A 15,219-nucleotide genomic window follows, 5' to 3' on the forward strand; every position below is an offset into this window, starting at 1 on the left:
TCATTTCGATCAAGCGTCATCCTGCGACCAGCTCCCTCTGCAGGCCTGAATCACTTTGAGAAACAGCCACAGCGCCTGCGCGGTGAGTCTTAATCGAGTGGCTAATGATCGAGGGGTAGGCTCCCGATTTGTGCCTCGGGCCGAGATAGGAAGCAGAGAAATGAATATCAGAAGGATTCACCTGGACTTTCCCGGTCGACATTCCGCTAACCAGCACCCAGGGTAATAGTGCTGCTGGCCTTGCCGGCTCTATCGTGCGCTGCCTCCAGGCGCAGTTCCATTCCTTCCTGGCCATTGACTACCCATTCGATGACCGCCCGATCATCGGTCTGGTCAGAGAGATAGGCCAGCAGCGCTGAGGACACGCGGAAAGCCCGGCCGTTGAGTTCACCACAGTTTTGGGTGGCCCTACCCTGTATAAACTCTGCACCGTCGGGTATTTGCAGGGAAACATTCACGCCGCGCACAGCCTTGACCGCGAGCGATTTCGCACTGCAGTAGGTCGGAAGATAGCCAACGTTTTCAACAACCGCGCGAATCTTCCACTGCTCGGGCCCTAGCTGCGTCGATGTGAAATCTCTAACGTGCAGCAGAGGCGACTGGAGTAGCTGCCAGGAAAACCAATCCGGAAACGGTTCGATCACTTCGTCTAGCAGGTGCGCCGGGGGATTGTAGAGCGTCCGAATGAGATCCCAGCCGCCGATCTCAACCGGACCGAGCTCCGGATGATCGAATTCGTACCAGTCAACGAATCCCGAGGAGCCCAGCACCTCGTCCCCCCAGCGAACCATCTTGAGGTCATCTTCTCCGGGGTGGTCAAAGAACCAGCGGGCAAAGTTTTCTATCTCGACGCCCGCCATCTGGTGCGGTGCCCAGTACTCGACAATCCACGTGTAAATGCCGAAGTTTTCATAGCCCCACTCGACCGAGCCATGAATACTCTCTCCGTGATTGATCCTGAACCCGGAATAGGCATCTTTCGCTGGATAACCGGAAAGTTGAGTGCCCCTTTCCCCCACAGCCTTGTAATGCGCCAAATCGGTGAACGGCAATTCGGTATCGGGTTTCGCAAAACCCGGCCGCAGGAAAACACCGCTGAAGGTGTGACCAGCAACCCAGGTGAAAATGTTGGGATGATCGGACACAAACCTGGCCAATGCCTGCGTCTCTGGCTCCGACAAACTGTACCGCCCTGCGCCCTGCTGCTGACCTTCAGTCACCCAGTTTGACGGCCAGTTCCTGTTGAAATCGACACCTTCCCTTGGGCTTACCGACGGTATCTCGTCAGGCTGCGCGCCCTCGATGGACCCCTCCGCAAACAACCGGTAGTAGTCACCGCCTTCCTCTACGGGATCGCGGGGCACCATAACTCTCGAATCCTCCGGGTGATGCTTCCAGCGACCGTTGGGGTCTTTCACCCGCATCGAGAGAATCCGTCCATCGCCATCGATGTCTTCAGTCAGCATCCGAGGATAGTCACCCTGCGAATGAAAGTAGGGTTTCGTGCCAGATCGCAAGAAACGCGGTCTGGCTGCAAGCGCGGCCTCAGCGCCATCCGGATTCACTCTCGGTATCACGTAGAACGCTCGCGTATCGAGACACCTCTTGACATGATCGTCAGTGCCGACCGTCGAGAGCATCCGCTCAACGTGGTGTATGGCTACTGAGGAGGCTGTGAGCTCTACAGCATGAATGTTGCCATCAAGCAAAAGCGCGGGTTTATCTGCGGCGGGCCCTGTTGCCTTGTTGGTGAGCTCCAAAACCCAGATTTCTCGGCCTTCATGGCTCCTGCCAATTGACCAGAGTCGAAGAAAGTCGCGATGGCTAGCCTCTAAAGCTTTAAGCTTCTCAGTTAAAGCTTCGTAGTTAAGGAAGCACTCTTGTGGCATATCCGCTCTCACTCAGCGCTCCTCTGCATTGGCGCTGGCCATAAATACTTCAACCAGCTCACGCTTAAGAACTTTTCCCAGGGTATTGCGTGGAAAGTCCGACCGCCAGTGAACAACTTTTTGCAGACGCTGGAATTTAGAAAGGCGTCCATTTGCCCATTCACGAACCCCATCAGTATCCAGCTCTTCCAGCTCTGAACGAACAAACGCGACCGGCACCTCACCCCATTTCGGATCGGGCACACCAATCACCGCTGCATCGGTGACCGCGTCGTTAGTCCGCAGCGTGTTTTCGATATCGATGGGAAAAACATTCAACCCGCCTGAAATAATCATGTCCTTTACACGACCTCGGATGTACAGGTAGCCAAGCTCATCGAACTCGCCGATGTCTCCGGTTCGCATGAAGCTCTTGCCGTCTTCCGATTCCCACCGAATGCCCTCGTTGAGATCACCGCCTCCCCAATACCGAGCCATCTGGTAGCGAGAGCGCGCGACGATCTCGCCGATACCAGGCTTCGCGACCTCACTGCCGGACTCGTCGATGAGTCGGAATTCCGAGAGAGGCAACGCTCTTCCAACTGAATCCGGTCGCTGCAACATCTCATCGGGACGAATGACCGTTGCCGCCACTTCGGTCAGCCCCCACAGCTCGTACAGGCGGTCGGGCAACTCAGCCATAAGTCGCGCCTTCATCGCCGGAGGCATTGGCGCACCTGCCGTGATCATGCAGCTGAAACTCTCCATGAGTTCAGGACGGTACAGGCCGGAATCAAACAGCAGTTGAAACTGTGTGGGAACGATAAAAGCGTGCGTTGGGCCCCACTCACTGCACGTGGCGAGAAACCTTTCAACTTCAAAACCTCTGCTCAGGAAAATGCATGCTCCGGTAGCCAGTGCCGGCAAGATGATCATCCAGCTACCGTTGGTATAGGGTGGGGTGCTGACCAATGCGCGAGAACCGCTGTGCATTGAAAAGGCAATGGCAGCGTTCTGCCCGGCTACGATCCGCGCATCGTGCGAATGCACTGCGCCTTTGGGGAGCCCTGTCGTTCCGGAAGAATAGATAATGCTGCATGCACCATCCACATACGAGGCATGGGCCTCGACACCGAGAGAGATCGCTTCTTCGCCGAGTCTGCACCAGGGTGGCAGAGATTGCTGTGATCCCGAGGAGTGGGAGGCTTCTACAAGGCTCTCGTACTCTTCTGAAACCACTATTGTGCGCGCTCCGGCGTCGACGACGAGTCTTGCCACGTCATCGGCAGACAGCATCGTGGAGATCGGCGCGATCACCGCACCGGCCCGCATCGCGCCGAAGATGGTTACGTATGCATCTATGGAGTTACTGACGAGGAACGCGACGCGATCGCCCTCCTTCAATCCGGCCCGAAGAAAATGCCTTGCGCTCTCGGAAACACGCTCGTCAAACTCGGACCAGGACAGTACGAGTCCGCCCTCTCGCAGTGCCTCATCATTTGGGCGCGCCTTGGCGTTGTCTTCGATAAGCCCATCTACACGAAGGCTATAGGGCTTCAGCCCGACAGGCGCTTCCACGTCTACTGTATCCGTTTCCGACTTCACCGTTCAGCGCTCCAGAATCGTTACAAACGCCACGGATTCATCAAAACCGATGACCCCTCCGCCGTTTTCAGCGAGCGCCAGGTGCGCGTTGGGGACCTGCCGTTCGCCTGCTTCACCACGGAGCTGCTCTACTAATTCAACAACCATGGAGACTCCCGTAGCACCGATCGGATGCCCCTTGGACACCAACCCTCCGGACGTATTGAGTGGCGTATCACCGTGGATGCCTGCCCGCCCTTCCTCGATAAACGGGCCACCTTGCCCGGGTGGGCAGAAGCCGAGCATCTCCAACTGATAAATCTCAGAGAATGAGGATGCATCGTGGACTTCCACGACATCGATATCTGAAGGCATCACTCCGGCTCTACGAAACGCTTTTTCCGCAGCGACTTTTGAGAGCCCCGGTTCGTCTAGCGCGCGATACTTCCCTCCGGCACTCTCGCAGGCGAGTACCTTAACCGCACGATTCCTCAACGCCTCGCTAGAAGAGCGAAGATAATCATCCGAAACAAGGAGTAACGCCGCTGCGCCATCGCCCATAGGAGCGCACATGTGCTTGGTGAGCGGAAATGAAATTTCGCGAGCGCTCAACACGTCCTCCACGGTTAGTGGATTTCGGTACTGCGCGCGCTTATTCAGAACGCCAAAGTTGTGAGACTTGGCCGCCGCGGCTGCAAGATGCTCCTGCGTCGTGCCGTAGGTCTGCATGTGCCAGGCCGCCTGCATCGCGTACGTATCCATGAACATGGATCGATCGGCAGGGACGTCGAAGGGGATTCCAACCGCCTTTCCCGCGGCCGAGTAGTAGTCGCGCCACTCATGCTCGTCAAAGCGATCAATACCACCTTTAAACATCTCGGCGGTCGCTGACGCTGGGCGCTCGGGGTCCAGCATCTTCTCAACCCCGACGACAAGAGCCACGTCGATACAACCGGCAAGAATCTCCGCATACGCTCCTCGAAGAGCGGATGAGCCACTCGCGCAAGCGTTGTGAACATTGATCATCGGGACACGCTCTGGGAACAGTCCCTGACGCACCAATGGTGTGAACAGCACCTGGGCACCGCAACTGGTCTGCCCCGTAGTGTAGAGCGTGGTATTTGAAAACCATGCAGACTCGATGTCAGAGCCATCGACGGCATCGATGTCTCGGAGCAGGCCCTCATACACCTCGCGGGTCAGGGCTTTGTAGGATTGATCAATCTTTTTGCCAAACGCTGTTGAAAAGGCGCCCAGCACATACACATCAGTTGCCAAAGTTAGGCCTATATAAATTTTGTTATCCGAACGTTTGGCAAATTTGCACTGCGCAGTTATCGCCGCGCTTCCTCAAGTGCAACTCAGCTTCGGAAATTGCACCGAACGGCGACGCGTATGCACCGGTTTATGACAAGGCAGCAAGTGACGCCGCCACGATAGCTTTGCCGCCGCAGGCTGAAAATGACAAACCTAGTGACGTAGCAGCGAATGCAGTATCGCCTGCGCGTCTTCGGACTGGAGGCGTTGCCCGAGCGATCGAAACTCAGCTGCTATGCGCGCATCCAGCGGCTCGACACATCGATTCAGCAACCGTTTGGTCTCCACCAGTCCTTCACGAGGATTGCTCGCAATCTGCTTAGCAAGGGTCAATGCGCGGGCTGCGCCATCACCATCCGCGACACTCTCCAACGCCAGACCTAACTCGCATGCTCGGGCGGCGTCGACGACTGCACCTGTCAACAGCAAGTAGCGGGCCTGCAAGGATCCAACGCGCTCAGCCAGTAGCAGCGTACTACCAGCCTCGGGAACGAGCCCCAGCGTAATAAAGGGAAATCGCATCGACGCCGACGCCTCGACGATCACCAGGTCGCAATGCAATAAGGCTGTGGCGCCAAAGCCGATTGCTCTTCCCTGCACAGCAGCAATAAGGGGCTTTTCGATCTCTGCGAGGCGGTGTGCCGCGTCAGTAGAGTGGAAGCGACTCCTGTCGTCCAGGTGGCTCCATTCCGCGGGATGGCGATGCAGAAATCCTTCGATATCGTTGCCGGAACTGAAGTCCTTACCGGCGGCCAGCAATACGATGACCGACACGCTATCGTCCTGCTCAAGCATCGCCAACGCTTCGCTCAGCGAGCCATACATGTCTTCATTGAACGCGTTTAGTGTCTCAGGACGGTTGAGCGTAACAACACCAACCCCGTCTGTCCGTTCCAAAGAGATGTACTTCATTGTTTTCCTCCGAAGTCCTGATCATTCACACGCTCGGAGCGACCGTTCCCTGGTTAAGGCTGGAAGCCCACACGGCACGCCTTCGTCGAGTCGTTCAACGGCAGGTTTAGAGATTACTGCCTGAACCGAATTGGGTTCGCCGTCCCGGACGACGCACGCTAGCCTATCAAGGCTTGGCATTACCACTACAACCACGAGAGACCGCATCGGTCATTTGGCAAGAATCCTCCGGTGGTATCAGCCAAGGATGCTGCCTGGTACATTCAGTTTCCCACATTGAGCCCTGCTCACATGCAGGGGTACGGTCAAGCCCGTCCCATGGTTGCGTACCGTCGACTGGGGCGGCAAGGTAAGCGTGGGATTGATAAGGGCGAGTTTCCCGGGAGGGCCGCTAGCATGACAGAACACGATGAATCCGCAGACTTCGAGTTCATAGAGACAGCACAGGCGCTTGAAGAAAACTATGGTGAACCGCTGGAGATTGCAAAAGCGATCATGCTGGACAGCCTGGACGACTATCACACCGCCTTCATCAACGCCTCGCCCTTCTGCTGCATCGCCACCGCCGATGGTAACGGGCAACCCACCATCTCACCCAAGGGGGACGCGCCCGGCTTCGTCAAAGTCATCGACCCCAACACGCTGCTGATACCGGACCGCATGGGTAACAACAAGCTCGAGTCGTTTCACAACCTGATTGAAAATCCCCGACTGGGTCTGATTTTCTTTGTGCCCGGGCACAGGGAGACACTCAGGGTATCGGGGACGGCTCGTCTGCTGAAAAGCAGCGAGCAGTGGGCCTACAGTGAGGTCGATGGCCGCCACCTCGATGTCGGCCTCCTGATCACGGTAACGAAGAGCTACTTCCACTGTGGCAAGGCGGTCATCAGGTCAAAGCTCTGGACAAACGAATACCGGCCGAGGGAACAGATCATGCCCTCCTTTGGCCAGATCATTGGCGAGCAGTCAAAGTCCGGTGAGCAGGCGTCAGTGATGGAGCAGGTGGTTGAACAGGCCTATCAGGATGAACTCTACTGAATTGGTGGCCGGCCGGCGGTCCGGGAGTCCTTGTGCACACGCCGGGCGGTAGCGTCGACAACTACCCGGTTCGCTAACCGGCAACAGGCACGCGTTAGCTGCCTGCTCCAGAGGTGCCAGCCGGCTATCCGCTTCCGACCCACAAACGGCTGTCCTGATGGTTCTCCCTGAAGTCGCAGGAGTGACGGTCAGGCAGAGGGCGGCCTTTGGGTCCGGCGCAGTACCACCCAGGCGGCGAAAAGCACCGCTGACAGTACGAACTCAACGATGGTCAGGAGCACGAAGAGCACCGTGGGCTCACCGACATTGATCCAGGAAAAAAGCCGTCCAATGCCGCCGGCGAAGAACAGGAAAATCAGCCAGCCTGCCCAACGCATGAACTCCTCCAGGCGACGCGCCGCCAGAAGCAGTAGCACGCCGTATACTCCCCAGAAAACGGAATAGAAACGAAACTCGTTGTCCACGTTGACCCCGGCGAGGTCGCCGACGTCACTCGCCGGTAAGCCCGTCAGTCGCAACACTTGATCGAATGCTGCTGCCGTTGTCATCACGCCGAACAGAAAGTTCGACACGGCGATCCCAAGGGCTGAAACGCCCAGCACGATGAACCCAATACGCAAAATCATGCGAGCCAACGCCATGGCTTTACCCTCGCCTGCTGTGCCGACCACTCCCGCTTGTCCACCGCGGGTGAGGCAGCCGGCTTGTCAGCGACAGGCGAAGACGCATGGGCACGTAACGAGAGTTGGTGCAGTCACTTGACCCTGTCCCCGATGCTGAGCCACCTCGCCAGCCCTTGCAATCTACTTGAAGATGGCCGGTAGAGGCTAGCCCGGGCCCGGCCGAAAGCCGACCCGCGGGTCCGGCCACAGCGTTCCCGCGAAAACATATCCAGAATTCACATGAAGTTTTGCATCTAACCTTCTGCAAGCGATCGATTTAGAATCGCCAGCCCTGGCGTACCGTTCAGGCCTGGGCAAGCGCGGGCAGCACCTCCTCGGCGCGACCGGGGACCGGGCGGACGCCCGGGGGCGCATCGGCTGAGGGGTCGATAGACCAGCAGGCGCGGTTGGCTGCGCGCGAATCCTCGACGATCCAGTCGGTGATACCGACGGAGAAGGACGTGCCCGCGAAGAGCACCAGGTCCGCCGTGGGCAGGTAGGCCAGCACGCGCTCGAAGCCGTAGTCCGGGTGGCTCTGGTAGTGCTCGTCGAACCAAAGCACGTGGGGGCGCAGCAGGCCGTCGCCGCAGTGCGGGCAGCGCGGCAGTTGCTCGGGAGAACCGGCGCCGCGTAAGGCCTCGAAAGCGCTGAGTTCGAAAGGTGGCCGTCTGCTAACCCGACGCCCGCCCAGTCAGTCGTCGGCTCTTATCATCAGCCATACGGCAGCATGCTGTAGCGCATAGAAGGAGGCATCCCTGAGGGCGTTGACCCCGGCCTCTACCTGCCACATCTGGAAAAAAGCGCCGCCAAAGGCCCCGAAGATGCCGAACCAGATAATGACGGCCAGCCCGCTGCCGGCCAGGGCGTAGGTCTTCGCGGCGTTGAACTCGGCGCTACTGGCGTTACGTCGCCTTAGAAGATCGGCGGCGCCCTTAGCGCAAAGCATCCCCGCCAGCAGTTCGAGCAGGATGATAATCCAGAGCATCAGCTTGATGAGCAACGGGGACTTGATGGCGAAAGCGAAGGTTTTCGGATAGGCCTCATGGCCCTCCATCGCTGTCATTGTACCGACGAACCATTCCGCTGAGCCGAGATTCGCAATGTTCTGCAGTGCGTAGAACAGGCAGAACAGTGATGCGAATGCCGCGAGCGCAGTCTTGAGATAACGAAGCACCATCTTTCCCCAACTTTTTTATTGTGCGAGCAATAGCTTAGCTACGGGAGAGCGAAGCGCCAGCCTCAATCGCATGCGACCCGCAGCAGGCCATCGCATAAGGCTTATGACCAGGCCTCGTTCGCGATGTGAGAGCGATCCCTGGCGAAGACACCAGATAGTTGCGTCTGGCGCGAAATGACCGTTGGATCAATTGCAGCTGCGTTACCCTCCATCGGAGGGTGGATGGGCATACGTCGCGAATGGCAACACGACAGAGGGTGCAGGGGCTGTGAAAGCGATACCGACGATGATGGGCGCAGCCACCGTGGCGCTGATGTTGGTCAACGGATCGATGGCTCGAGAGAAAAACACCGAGCAGATGGCTGACGACGCTGCCGTGCCGGTGAACATCACCAATGCGGTTCGGGCTGAAACCGATACTATGATTCGGGTCCAGATCGAAACCTTTGACTTGCAGTTCGGAAAGCTAATGCATCTGCGCGACCCCATGACTGCTGAGAACCAGTCCGTCATTCGGGTGAATCAGGACACGCTCTACAGCTCCACAGTTCTGGACCTGGCTGAACCGGTAAGCGTCACGCTTCCAGACGCCGGCGGGCGCTTTCAATCCATGCTTGTCATAAGCCAGGACCACTACAACTTCGGTGAAGCAAAGCCCGGAACTTACCTATTGACTGAAGAAGAAGTGGGTACGCGCTTTGCCTACCTGCTTTTCCGGACTTTCATCGATGTTATGGACCCCGAGGACATTGCAGCAGCTCACGCTGCACAGGATGGAATAAGAGTTTCTGGAGGAGGTCAGGGTCCCTTTGAGGCGCCGAACTGGAGCTTGAAAGACCTCAAGAAGGCGCGCAGCGCAGTCAATGCCTTATCCGAGCTTGGCTACGACACCCGTGTAGCCTTCGGTCGCAAAAGCGAGGTGGAGCCTCTGCAGCATCTGTTAGGAGCGCTTGGTGGATGGGGCGGGCAGCCCCCGTCGATGGCTATCTACGAGAGCCGAGTGGTCGAAAAAAATGATGGCGATACGCCCTATGTGCTTACCGTGAAGGATGTGCCGGTTGACGCTTTCTGGTCCGTAACGGTTTACAACTCCGAGGGTTTCCTGGAGGCGAACGATACGGGGCGAAGTAACTACAACAACTTCAGTGCGGAGCCGAACGCGGACGGTTCCTTCACGATTCACTTCGGCGGTGACCCGACGAAAATCAACTATTTGCCCGTCCCGGAGAACTGGACCTGGGTGGTGAGGCTGCACCAGCCGCGAGAGGAGATCATCGATGGCAGCTGGACTTTCCCCGACCCTGTGCCTCTACCGTAGAGCGGCTAAGCCGGCTGAGTGGCCCAGACCCGCGGCAGCTCGCCGGCCTGAATGACCAGAGACGTGGCTTTTCTTTTTCGATCCGCTCCGTAGCGAGGCCAGTGAAAAATGAACGCAATGAACGGAATAAAGACAATGGCTGTCGTATTGATGATGACGGCCCTGTGTACGGCAGAGGTCCCGCCGGCCCTTGGGGAGGAAGAAATGCCCGAAGTGTTTGCCGACGGCGCCGGTGCCGTGTACGAGCGTGTTGACAATGTGCACCAGGTACGATTCATCGAGATCTTCCTGACCGGCCGCGAGGCAAGTACGGGGAACATCGTCGCCGCCGTCTACAACACCATGTACACCCCCAGGGGCATCCCGGCGTCGAAAGACACTTCCCCGCAAGCGCTGCTCGAGGGCCTCGATTTCGACCGAATTAAAGAGGAATACGGTGTCCTCGGTGCGTCCTTGAACGGCCCGAAACTCTGCCTGCCCGATTGGGTTGAAATCGATGTCGGGGTGCAAAGGGATTTCGACGGTCTTGCGGCCGCGTGGGTCGCCCAGCTGAACCTGGGTAACAGCGCCACCGCCAGTGAAAAAGCGCCCTACGAGCCCACGACTATCGCCCGCGACAGCGGGTTGGGTTGGAACAAGGGCAGGACCGTGATTCTCCTTGACGATGCGGACGGCAACACCTGGATCATGAAAGGGTTCGAGCTGGGCCTCGAACCGCAACGCACTTACGAGGAATTCCTGGCCGCCCTGCCAGGCGTTTACCAGGAGCTCCCGGAGGGATGGAAGGTGCGGGTCAAGACGCTGGAGGAGGATCTGATCGAGAGGCCGGAAGGCGGAGTCGCCTCCATCATGCCGGACGAGTTCTTCAATGTCTTCGACAAGACCGGGCCGGGCATGACCAATTACAAGCCGTAGTACTTTTCCAACATGCGTAGGGCGCTTTGATGGCATCCACCGTCAGGGTGGCCGGCCTGCACGGGAAACGGCGCAAGGCGTAAACATCACTCTCGATGCACGGCCCGCTTTGAAGGGTTTTTTGCCTGCAGCTGGCCGGGAGCGGCCTTCACGCGGATGCCCTCCGCGTTTCCGCGGAAACTTTTCTAGAAATCACTTCAAGTATCGCGTCCATCCTGCTGCACAGGCGCAGCATCGCAGCGCGGGCCTCGCTGTGCCGGTCAGCCCGGAGCGAGGGCGGGCAGCACCTCTTCGGCCCGCCCCGGGATCGGGCGCACGCCCGGGGGCGCATCGGCCGAGGGGTCGATAGACCAGCAGGCGCGGTTGGCTGCGCGCGAATCCTCGACGATCCAGTCGGTGATGCCGACGGAGAAAGAGGTACCCGCGAAGAGCACGATGTCCGCCGTGGGCAGGTAGGCGAGCACGCGCTCGAAGCCGTAGTCCGGGTGGCTCTGGTAGTGCTCGTCGAACCAGAGCACGTGGGGGCGGAGCAGGCCGTCGCCGCAGTGCGGGCAGCGCGGCAACTGCTCGGGGGAACCGGCGCCGCGGAAGGCCTCGAATGCGCTCAGTTCGAAATCCAGCGTGCCGAAGGCGCCCTCGGGACAGTGCGGCGATGCGCAGCGTACCTTGCGCGCCTTGCCATGGATCTCCACCAGGGCGCGGGAACCGGCCCGGTGATGCAGGCCGTCGATGTTCTGCGTGACCAGCAGGGTGCTCGCCCCGCGGGCTTCCAGCGCGTCCTCGAGGGCGACGAGGGCCCGGTGCGCCGGGTTCGGCTCGGCGCCGGCCACCCGCTCGAAGCGGGCCAGGTACCAGGCCCAGGCATCCGCCGGGTCGCGGCGGAAATGGCCCAGCGTCGCCTTTTCCATGATGTCGTTCTTCCACACGGCACCGGGGTCCGTACCGCGGAAGGTGTCTATGCCGGAGGCGAGGGAGACGCCTGCGCCGGTCACGAAGAGCACGGCCCGGGCGCGGGCCAGGGCCTCCGCGAGTTCCTCGATGGCCGCCGCGGTAGCGCTCATCTCAGGCGTAGTGGGATACGTCCGTACCGGCGAGCGCGGAGATGTTCAGCAGCCCGCGGGCGGTGATGGACGGGGTCACGATGTGCACCGTGTTGTCCATGCCCATGAGGATCGGCCCCACCTCCAGCGCGCCGGCACGCATCTTGAGGATGTTGCGCACGCCGGAGGCGGCGTCGCCGTTGGCGAAGACGAGTACGTTGGCCGGGCCCTTGAGCCGCGAGTGCGGGAAGATGCGGCTGCGCAGCTCCGGGTCCAGGGCCGCGTCCGTGTGCATCTCCCCCTCGTAGTCGAAGTCCGGCTCGCGCAGCGCCAGCAGCTCCATGGCCGCGCGCATGCGCCGGCCGGAGTCGATGTCGAGGTTGCCGAACTGGGAGTGGGAGCAGAGCGCGATGTTCGGCCGGAGCCCGAAGCGGCGCACATGGCGGGCGGCGCCGATGACCGTTTCGCAGATCTCCTCCGGCGTGGGCTCCGGGTGCACGTGGGTGTCCGCGATGAACAGCGGTTCGTCCTCCATGATCATCAGCGACAGGGCGCCAACGGCGTGACGACCGTCCCGGGCCAGGACCTGGCGGATGTAGTTGAGGTGCCAGAGATACTGGCCGAAGGTGCCGCAGATCATGCAGTCGGCGTCGCCCAGGTGCACCATGATGGCTGCGATGGCCGTGGTGTTCGTGCGCATGATGACCTTGGCGAGGTCGGGCGTGACGCCGCGCCGCGCCATCAGCGACAGGTAGGTCTCCCAGTAGGCACGGTAGCGCGGGTCCTTCGCCGGGTCGACGATGTCGAAGTCCTCGCCGGGACGCATGCTCAGGCCCGCGCGCTCGCAGCCGCGGAGGATGACCTCGGGGCGGCCGATGAGAATGGGCCGGTCGGTCATCTCCTCGCTGATGGACTGCGCCGCGCGGAGCACGCGCTCGTCCTCCCCCTCGGCGAAGACGATGCGGCGCTCGGACTGGGCCGCGGCGGCGAACACCGGCCGCATGAGCATCGCCGAGCGGAACACGGAGCTGTCGAGGCGGGTCTTGTAGGCCTCGAAGTCGTCCACGGGACGGGTGGCGACCCCCGATTCCATCGCCGCCCGGGCCACGGCGGTCGCGACCACGCCCATGAGGCGCGGGTCGAAGGGCTTGGGAATGAGATAGTCCGCGCCGAAGACCAGCTGCTCACCCTGGTAGGCAGCGGCCGCCTCGGCGCTGGTCGTGGCCCGCGCCAGCGCGGCGATCCCGTCGATGCAGGCGAGCTGCATGGCGTCGTTGATCTCGGTGGCACCCACATCCAGCGCGCCGCGGAAAATGAACGGGAAGCAGAGGACGTTGTTCACCTGGTTCGGGTAATCGGAGCGGCCGGTGGCGATGATCGCGTCGGGCGCCGCCTCGCGGACCTGGTCCGGCATGATCTCAGGCACCGGGTTGGCCAGGGCGAAGACGATGGGCCGCTCGGCCATGCGGCCGACCAGCGCGCCGTCGAGCACCCCGGGGCCCGAGAGGCCGAGAAACAGGTCCGCCCCCTCGATGACATCGGCGAGGGCGCGCGCGGCGGTGGGCTGGGCGAAGGCGGCCTTCTGCGGGTTCATGTCCTCGCTGCGGCCCTCGTAGACCACGCCGTGCAGGTCCACCAGCCAGATGTTCTCGCGGCGAACGCCGAGCTTGAGCAGCATGTTAAGGCAGGCGATGCCGGCTGCGCCGCCGCCCGTGGAGACGACCTTGATGTCCTCGAAGCGCTTGCCGGCGATACGCAGGGCGTTGGTCGCCGCGGCGCCGACCACGATGGCCGTACCGTGCTGGTCGTCGTGGAAGACCGGGATGTTCATGCGCTCGCGGCAGCGCTTCTCCACCACGAAGCAGTCCGGGGCCTTGATGTCCTCGAGGTTCACCGCGCCGAAGGAGGGTTCCATGGCGCAGATGATGTCGGCGAGCTTCTCCGGGTCGGACTCATCGAGCTCGATGTCGAAGCAGTCGATGTTGGCGAACTTCTTGAACAGGACGGCCTTCCCTTCCATGACAGGCTTGGAGGCCAGGGCGCCGATGTTGCCGAGGCCAAGCACGGCACTGCCGTTGGTCACCACGGCCACCAGGTTGCCGCGGGCGGTGTAGTCCGCGGCGCGGCTCGCGTCGGCCCGGATCTCCAGGCAGGCCTCGGCCACGCCCGGCGAATAGGCGCGGGCCAGGTCCTGGCCGTTGGCCAGCGGCTTGGTCGCGCGGATCTCCAGCTTTCCGGGCTTGGGATAGCGGTGGTAGCGCAGTGCCGCCTCGCGGGCGGCCTGGCGGCTCTTGTCGTCGTCCATGGCGATTCAGTTCCGAAAGCGGTCGGTCAGGTCAGGGCAGTGCCGAGTATAAAGCACGCAGGCGGCGCGGCGTTCAACAGTCGGCCGCCGAAAGCAGCCGCCAGAGCCGCGGCAGCGCGGTCTGCGGATCACCGCGGTGCACGACATACGCGGCGTGCGCCGAAGGTTCCTTTGCCGGATCGAGCTCGAGGCTCCACAGCGCGTTGATCTCGTTCGGTACCAGCGAATAGCGGATGTCGATGACCCGGTTCGACCCCGGGGCGGCGAGGGCCACGTAGCCGGCGCTGAACCAGCGGAAGCGCTCGATGTCCCGCGCCTGCTGCGAGGCCGGGTCCAGCCAGGGCAGGTCACGGTCAAGGTCGAGCACGGGAATGGAGTCCCCCGGGCATTGGAGCGGCGCCCAGCCGGTGCGCACCGCGTCCACGAAGAAACGCCCCTCTGCCCGGTAGACCGTCTTCCAGAGGAGGATGTTGGCAAAGCTGGGCTTGGCGACGACCCCGGCGGTTGCGTGGCCGCGCGCCCGCGCCAGTTCCTCCCCGAGTGCGCGCGCCGCCTCCCGCTGGAGGAGCCCGAGACCGAGATAGCCGATGGCCCAGCACAGGCCGAGGACCGCGAAACGCCGGCGGCCCGTCCAGGCGGCGACGACGACTGCCAGCGCCAGCGGCAGGGAGAACAGCGGGTCGATGATGGAGACCACGTTCCAGGCGATGCGCACGTCCGAGAACGGCCAGAACAGCTGCGTGCCATAGGTCGTGCAGGCGTCGAGGAGACCGTGGGTCGCGTAGCCCAGCGTGCAGAAGCCCCAGGTGGCCAGCGGCGTCAATCCTCGCCGCCGGCCGAGGAGCGGGTGCAGCAGCAGCGCGCAGAGGGCGCCGCCGAAGGGGATGAACAGCAGCGAGTGGGTGAACTGCCGGTGGTACTCGAGGAAGAGAAGCGGGTCTTCGCTGGAGCGGATGAGCACGTCGAGGTCCGGCGTCATCCCGGCGAGAAAGCCCAGGAGCCCGGCCACGGCCACCGCGCCCCGCCGCGCAGCGGCCTGGGGCAGGGCCGCGCCGGCGAGTCCCTGGGTCAGCGGATCCATCT

13 protein-coding genes and 1 pseudogene are annotated in these 15,219 nt (G+C 61.3%); 4 read left to right on the plus strand and 10 right to left on the minus strand.

What is annotated here, in order from left to right:
• Positions 1 to 206 precede the first annotated feature (206 nt).
• The 4 genes from RKE50_RS00085 to RKE50_RS00100 all read right to left on the minus strand — a co-directional run bounded on the left by RKE50_RS00085 (position 207) and on the right by RKE50_RS00100 (position 5,681).
• Complete coding sequence (locus tag RKE50_RS00085; protein WP_350033371.1) at positions 207 to 1,901, minus strand: M14 family metallopeptidase; 1,695 nt, start codon at positions 1,899 to 1,901, stop codon at positions 207 to 209.
• Positions 1,902 to 3,473 (minus strand): class I adenylate-forming enzyme family protein, encoded by a 1,572-nt coding sequence (locus RKE50_RS00090; RefSeq protein ID WP_350033373.1) that lies wholly within the window; start codon positions 3,471 to 3,473, stop codon positions 1,902 to 1,904.
• Positions 3,474 to 3,476: 3 nt separating this feature from the next.
• Positions 3,477 to 4,730 carry a thiolase family protein gene (locus RKE50_RS00095; protein WP_350033374.1) on the minus strand — a complete coding sequence of 418 codons (1,254 nt, stop codon included), beginning with the start codon at positions 4,728 to 4,730 and terminating at the stop codon, positions 3,477 to 3,479.
• Positions 4,731 to 4,922: 192 nt separating this feature from the next.
• Positions 4,923 to 5,681 (minus strand): enoyl-CoA hydratase/isomerase family protein, encoded by a 759-nt coding sequence (locus tag RKE50_RS00100; protein ID WP_350033376.1) that lies wholly within the window; start codon positions 5,679 to 5,681, stop codon positions 4,923 to 4,925.
• A 75-nt stretch (positions 5,682 to 5,756) separates the two neighbouring features.
• Here RKE50_RS00100 and RKE50_RS00105 point away from each other — a divergent pair.
• Both RKE50_RS00105 and RKE50_RS00110 read left to right on the plus strand, forming a co-directional pair.
• A pseudogene (locus RKE50_RS00105) lies at positions 5,757 to 5,843 on the plus strand (integrase core domain-containing protein); the annotation flags it as partial.
• Between the two features lie 234 nt (positions 5,844 to 6,077).
• The gene (locus RKE50_RS00110; RefSeq protein ID WP_350033378.1) at positions 6,078 to 6,719 is read left to right on the plus strand and encodes an MSMEG_1061 family FMN-dependent PPOX-type flavoprotein; all 642 of its coding nucleotides are present in this window, start codon (positions 6,078 to 6,080) and stop codon (positions 6,717 to 6,719) included.
• Between the two features lie 188 nt (positions 6,720 to 6,907).
• Here RKE50_RS00110 and RKE50_RS00115 read toward each other — a convergent pair whose 3' ends face one another.
• The 3 genes from RKE50_RS00115 to RKE50_RS00125 all read right to left on the minus strand — a co-directional run bounded on the left by RKE50_RS00115 (position 6,908) and on the right by RKE50_RS00125 (position 8,555).
• Entirely contained in the window at positions 6,908 to 7,390 is a 483-nt protein-coding gene (locus RKE50_RS00115; protein WP_350033380.1) for a DUF4345 family protein, read from the minus strand.
• Positions 7,391 to 7,685: 295 nt separating this feature from the next.
• A complete protein-coding gene (locus tag RKE50_RS00120) occupies positions 7,686 to 8,072 on the minus strand; it encodes a Sir2 family NAD-dependent protein deacetylase (RefSeq protein ID WP_350033609.1) in 387 nt (128 codons plus the stop codon).
• Positions 8,073 to 8,555 (minus strand): DUF2165 family protein, encoded by a 483-nt coding sequence (locus RKE50_RS00125; protein WP_350033381.1) that lies wholly within the window; start codon positions 8,553 to 8,555, stop codon positions 8,073 to 8,075.
• 271 nt (positions 8,556 to 8,826) lie between these two features.
• Between RKE50_RS00125 and RKE50_RS00130 the strand changes: the two genes are divergently transcribed.
• Together RKE50_RS00130 and RKE50_RS00135 are read left to right on the plus strand one after the other, a co-directional pair.
• Entirely contained in the window at positions 8,827 to 9,876 is a 1,050-nt protein-coding gene (locus RKE50_RS00130) for a DUF1214 domain-containing protein (RefSeq protein WP_350033382.1), read from the plus strand.
• 108 nt (positions 9,877 to 9,984) lie between these two features.
• Positions 9,985 to 10,791, plus strand: coding sequence for a hypothetical protein (locus tag RKE50_RS00135; protein ID WP_350033383.1), 807 nt, complete (start codon positions 9,985 to 9,987; stop codon positions 10,789 to 10,791).
• Positions 10,792 to 11,051: 260 nt separating this feature from the next.
• Here RKE50_RS00135 and RKE50_RS00140 read toward each other — a convergent pair whose 3' ends face one another.
• From RKE50_RS00140 to RKE50_RS00150, 3 genes are all read right to left on the minus strand, one after another.
• Positions 11,052 to 11,852 carry an SIR2 family NAD-dependent protein deacylase gene (locus RKE50_RS00140; RefSeq protein ID WP_350033384.1) on the minus strand — a complete coding sequence of 267 codons (801 nt, stop codon included), beginning with the start codon at positions 11,850 to 11,852 and terminating at the stop codon, positions 11,052 to 11,054.
• Between the two features lies 1 nt (position 11,853).
• On the minus strand, positions 11,854 to 14,136 hold the full coding sequence (locus tag RKE50_RS00145) for an NADP-dependent malic enzyme (protein ID WP_350033385.1): 2,283 nt from the start codon (positions 14,134 to 14,136) through the stop codon (positions 11,854 to 11,856).
• Positions 14,137 to 14,209: 73 nt separating this feature from the next.
• Positions 14,210 to 15,217: a metal-dependent hydrolase gene (locus RKE50_RS00150; RefSeq protein WP_350033386.1), complete on the minus strand. Its 1,008-nt coding sequence runs from the start codon at positions 15,215 to 15,217 to the stop codon at positions 14,210 to 14,212.
• Between the last annotated feature and the right edge of the window lie 2 nt (positions 15,218 to 15,219).

This window comes from Pseudohaliea sp. (assembly GCF_040217025.1).
Lineage (GTDB): Bacteria > Pseudomonadota > Gammaproteobacteria > Pseudomonadales > Halieaceae > Pseudohaliea.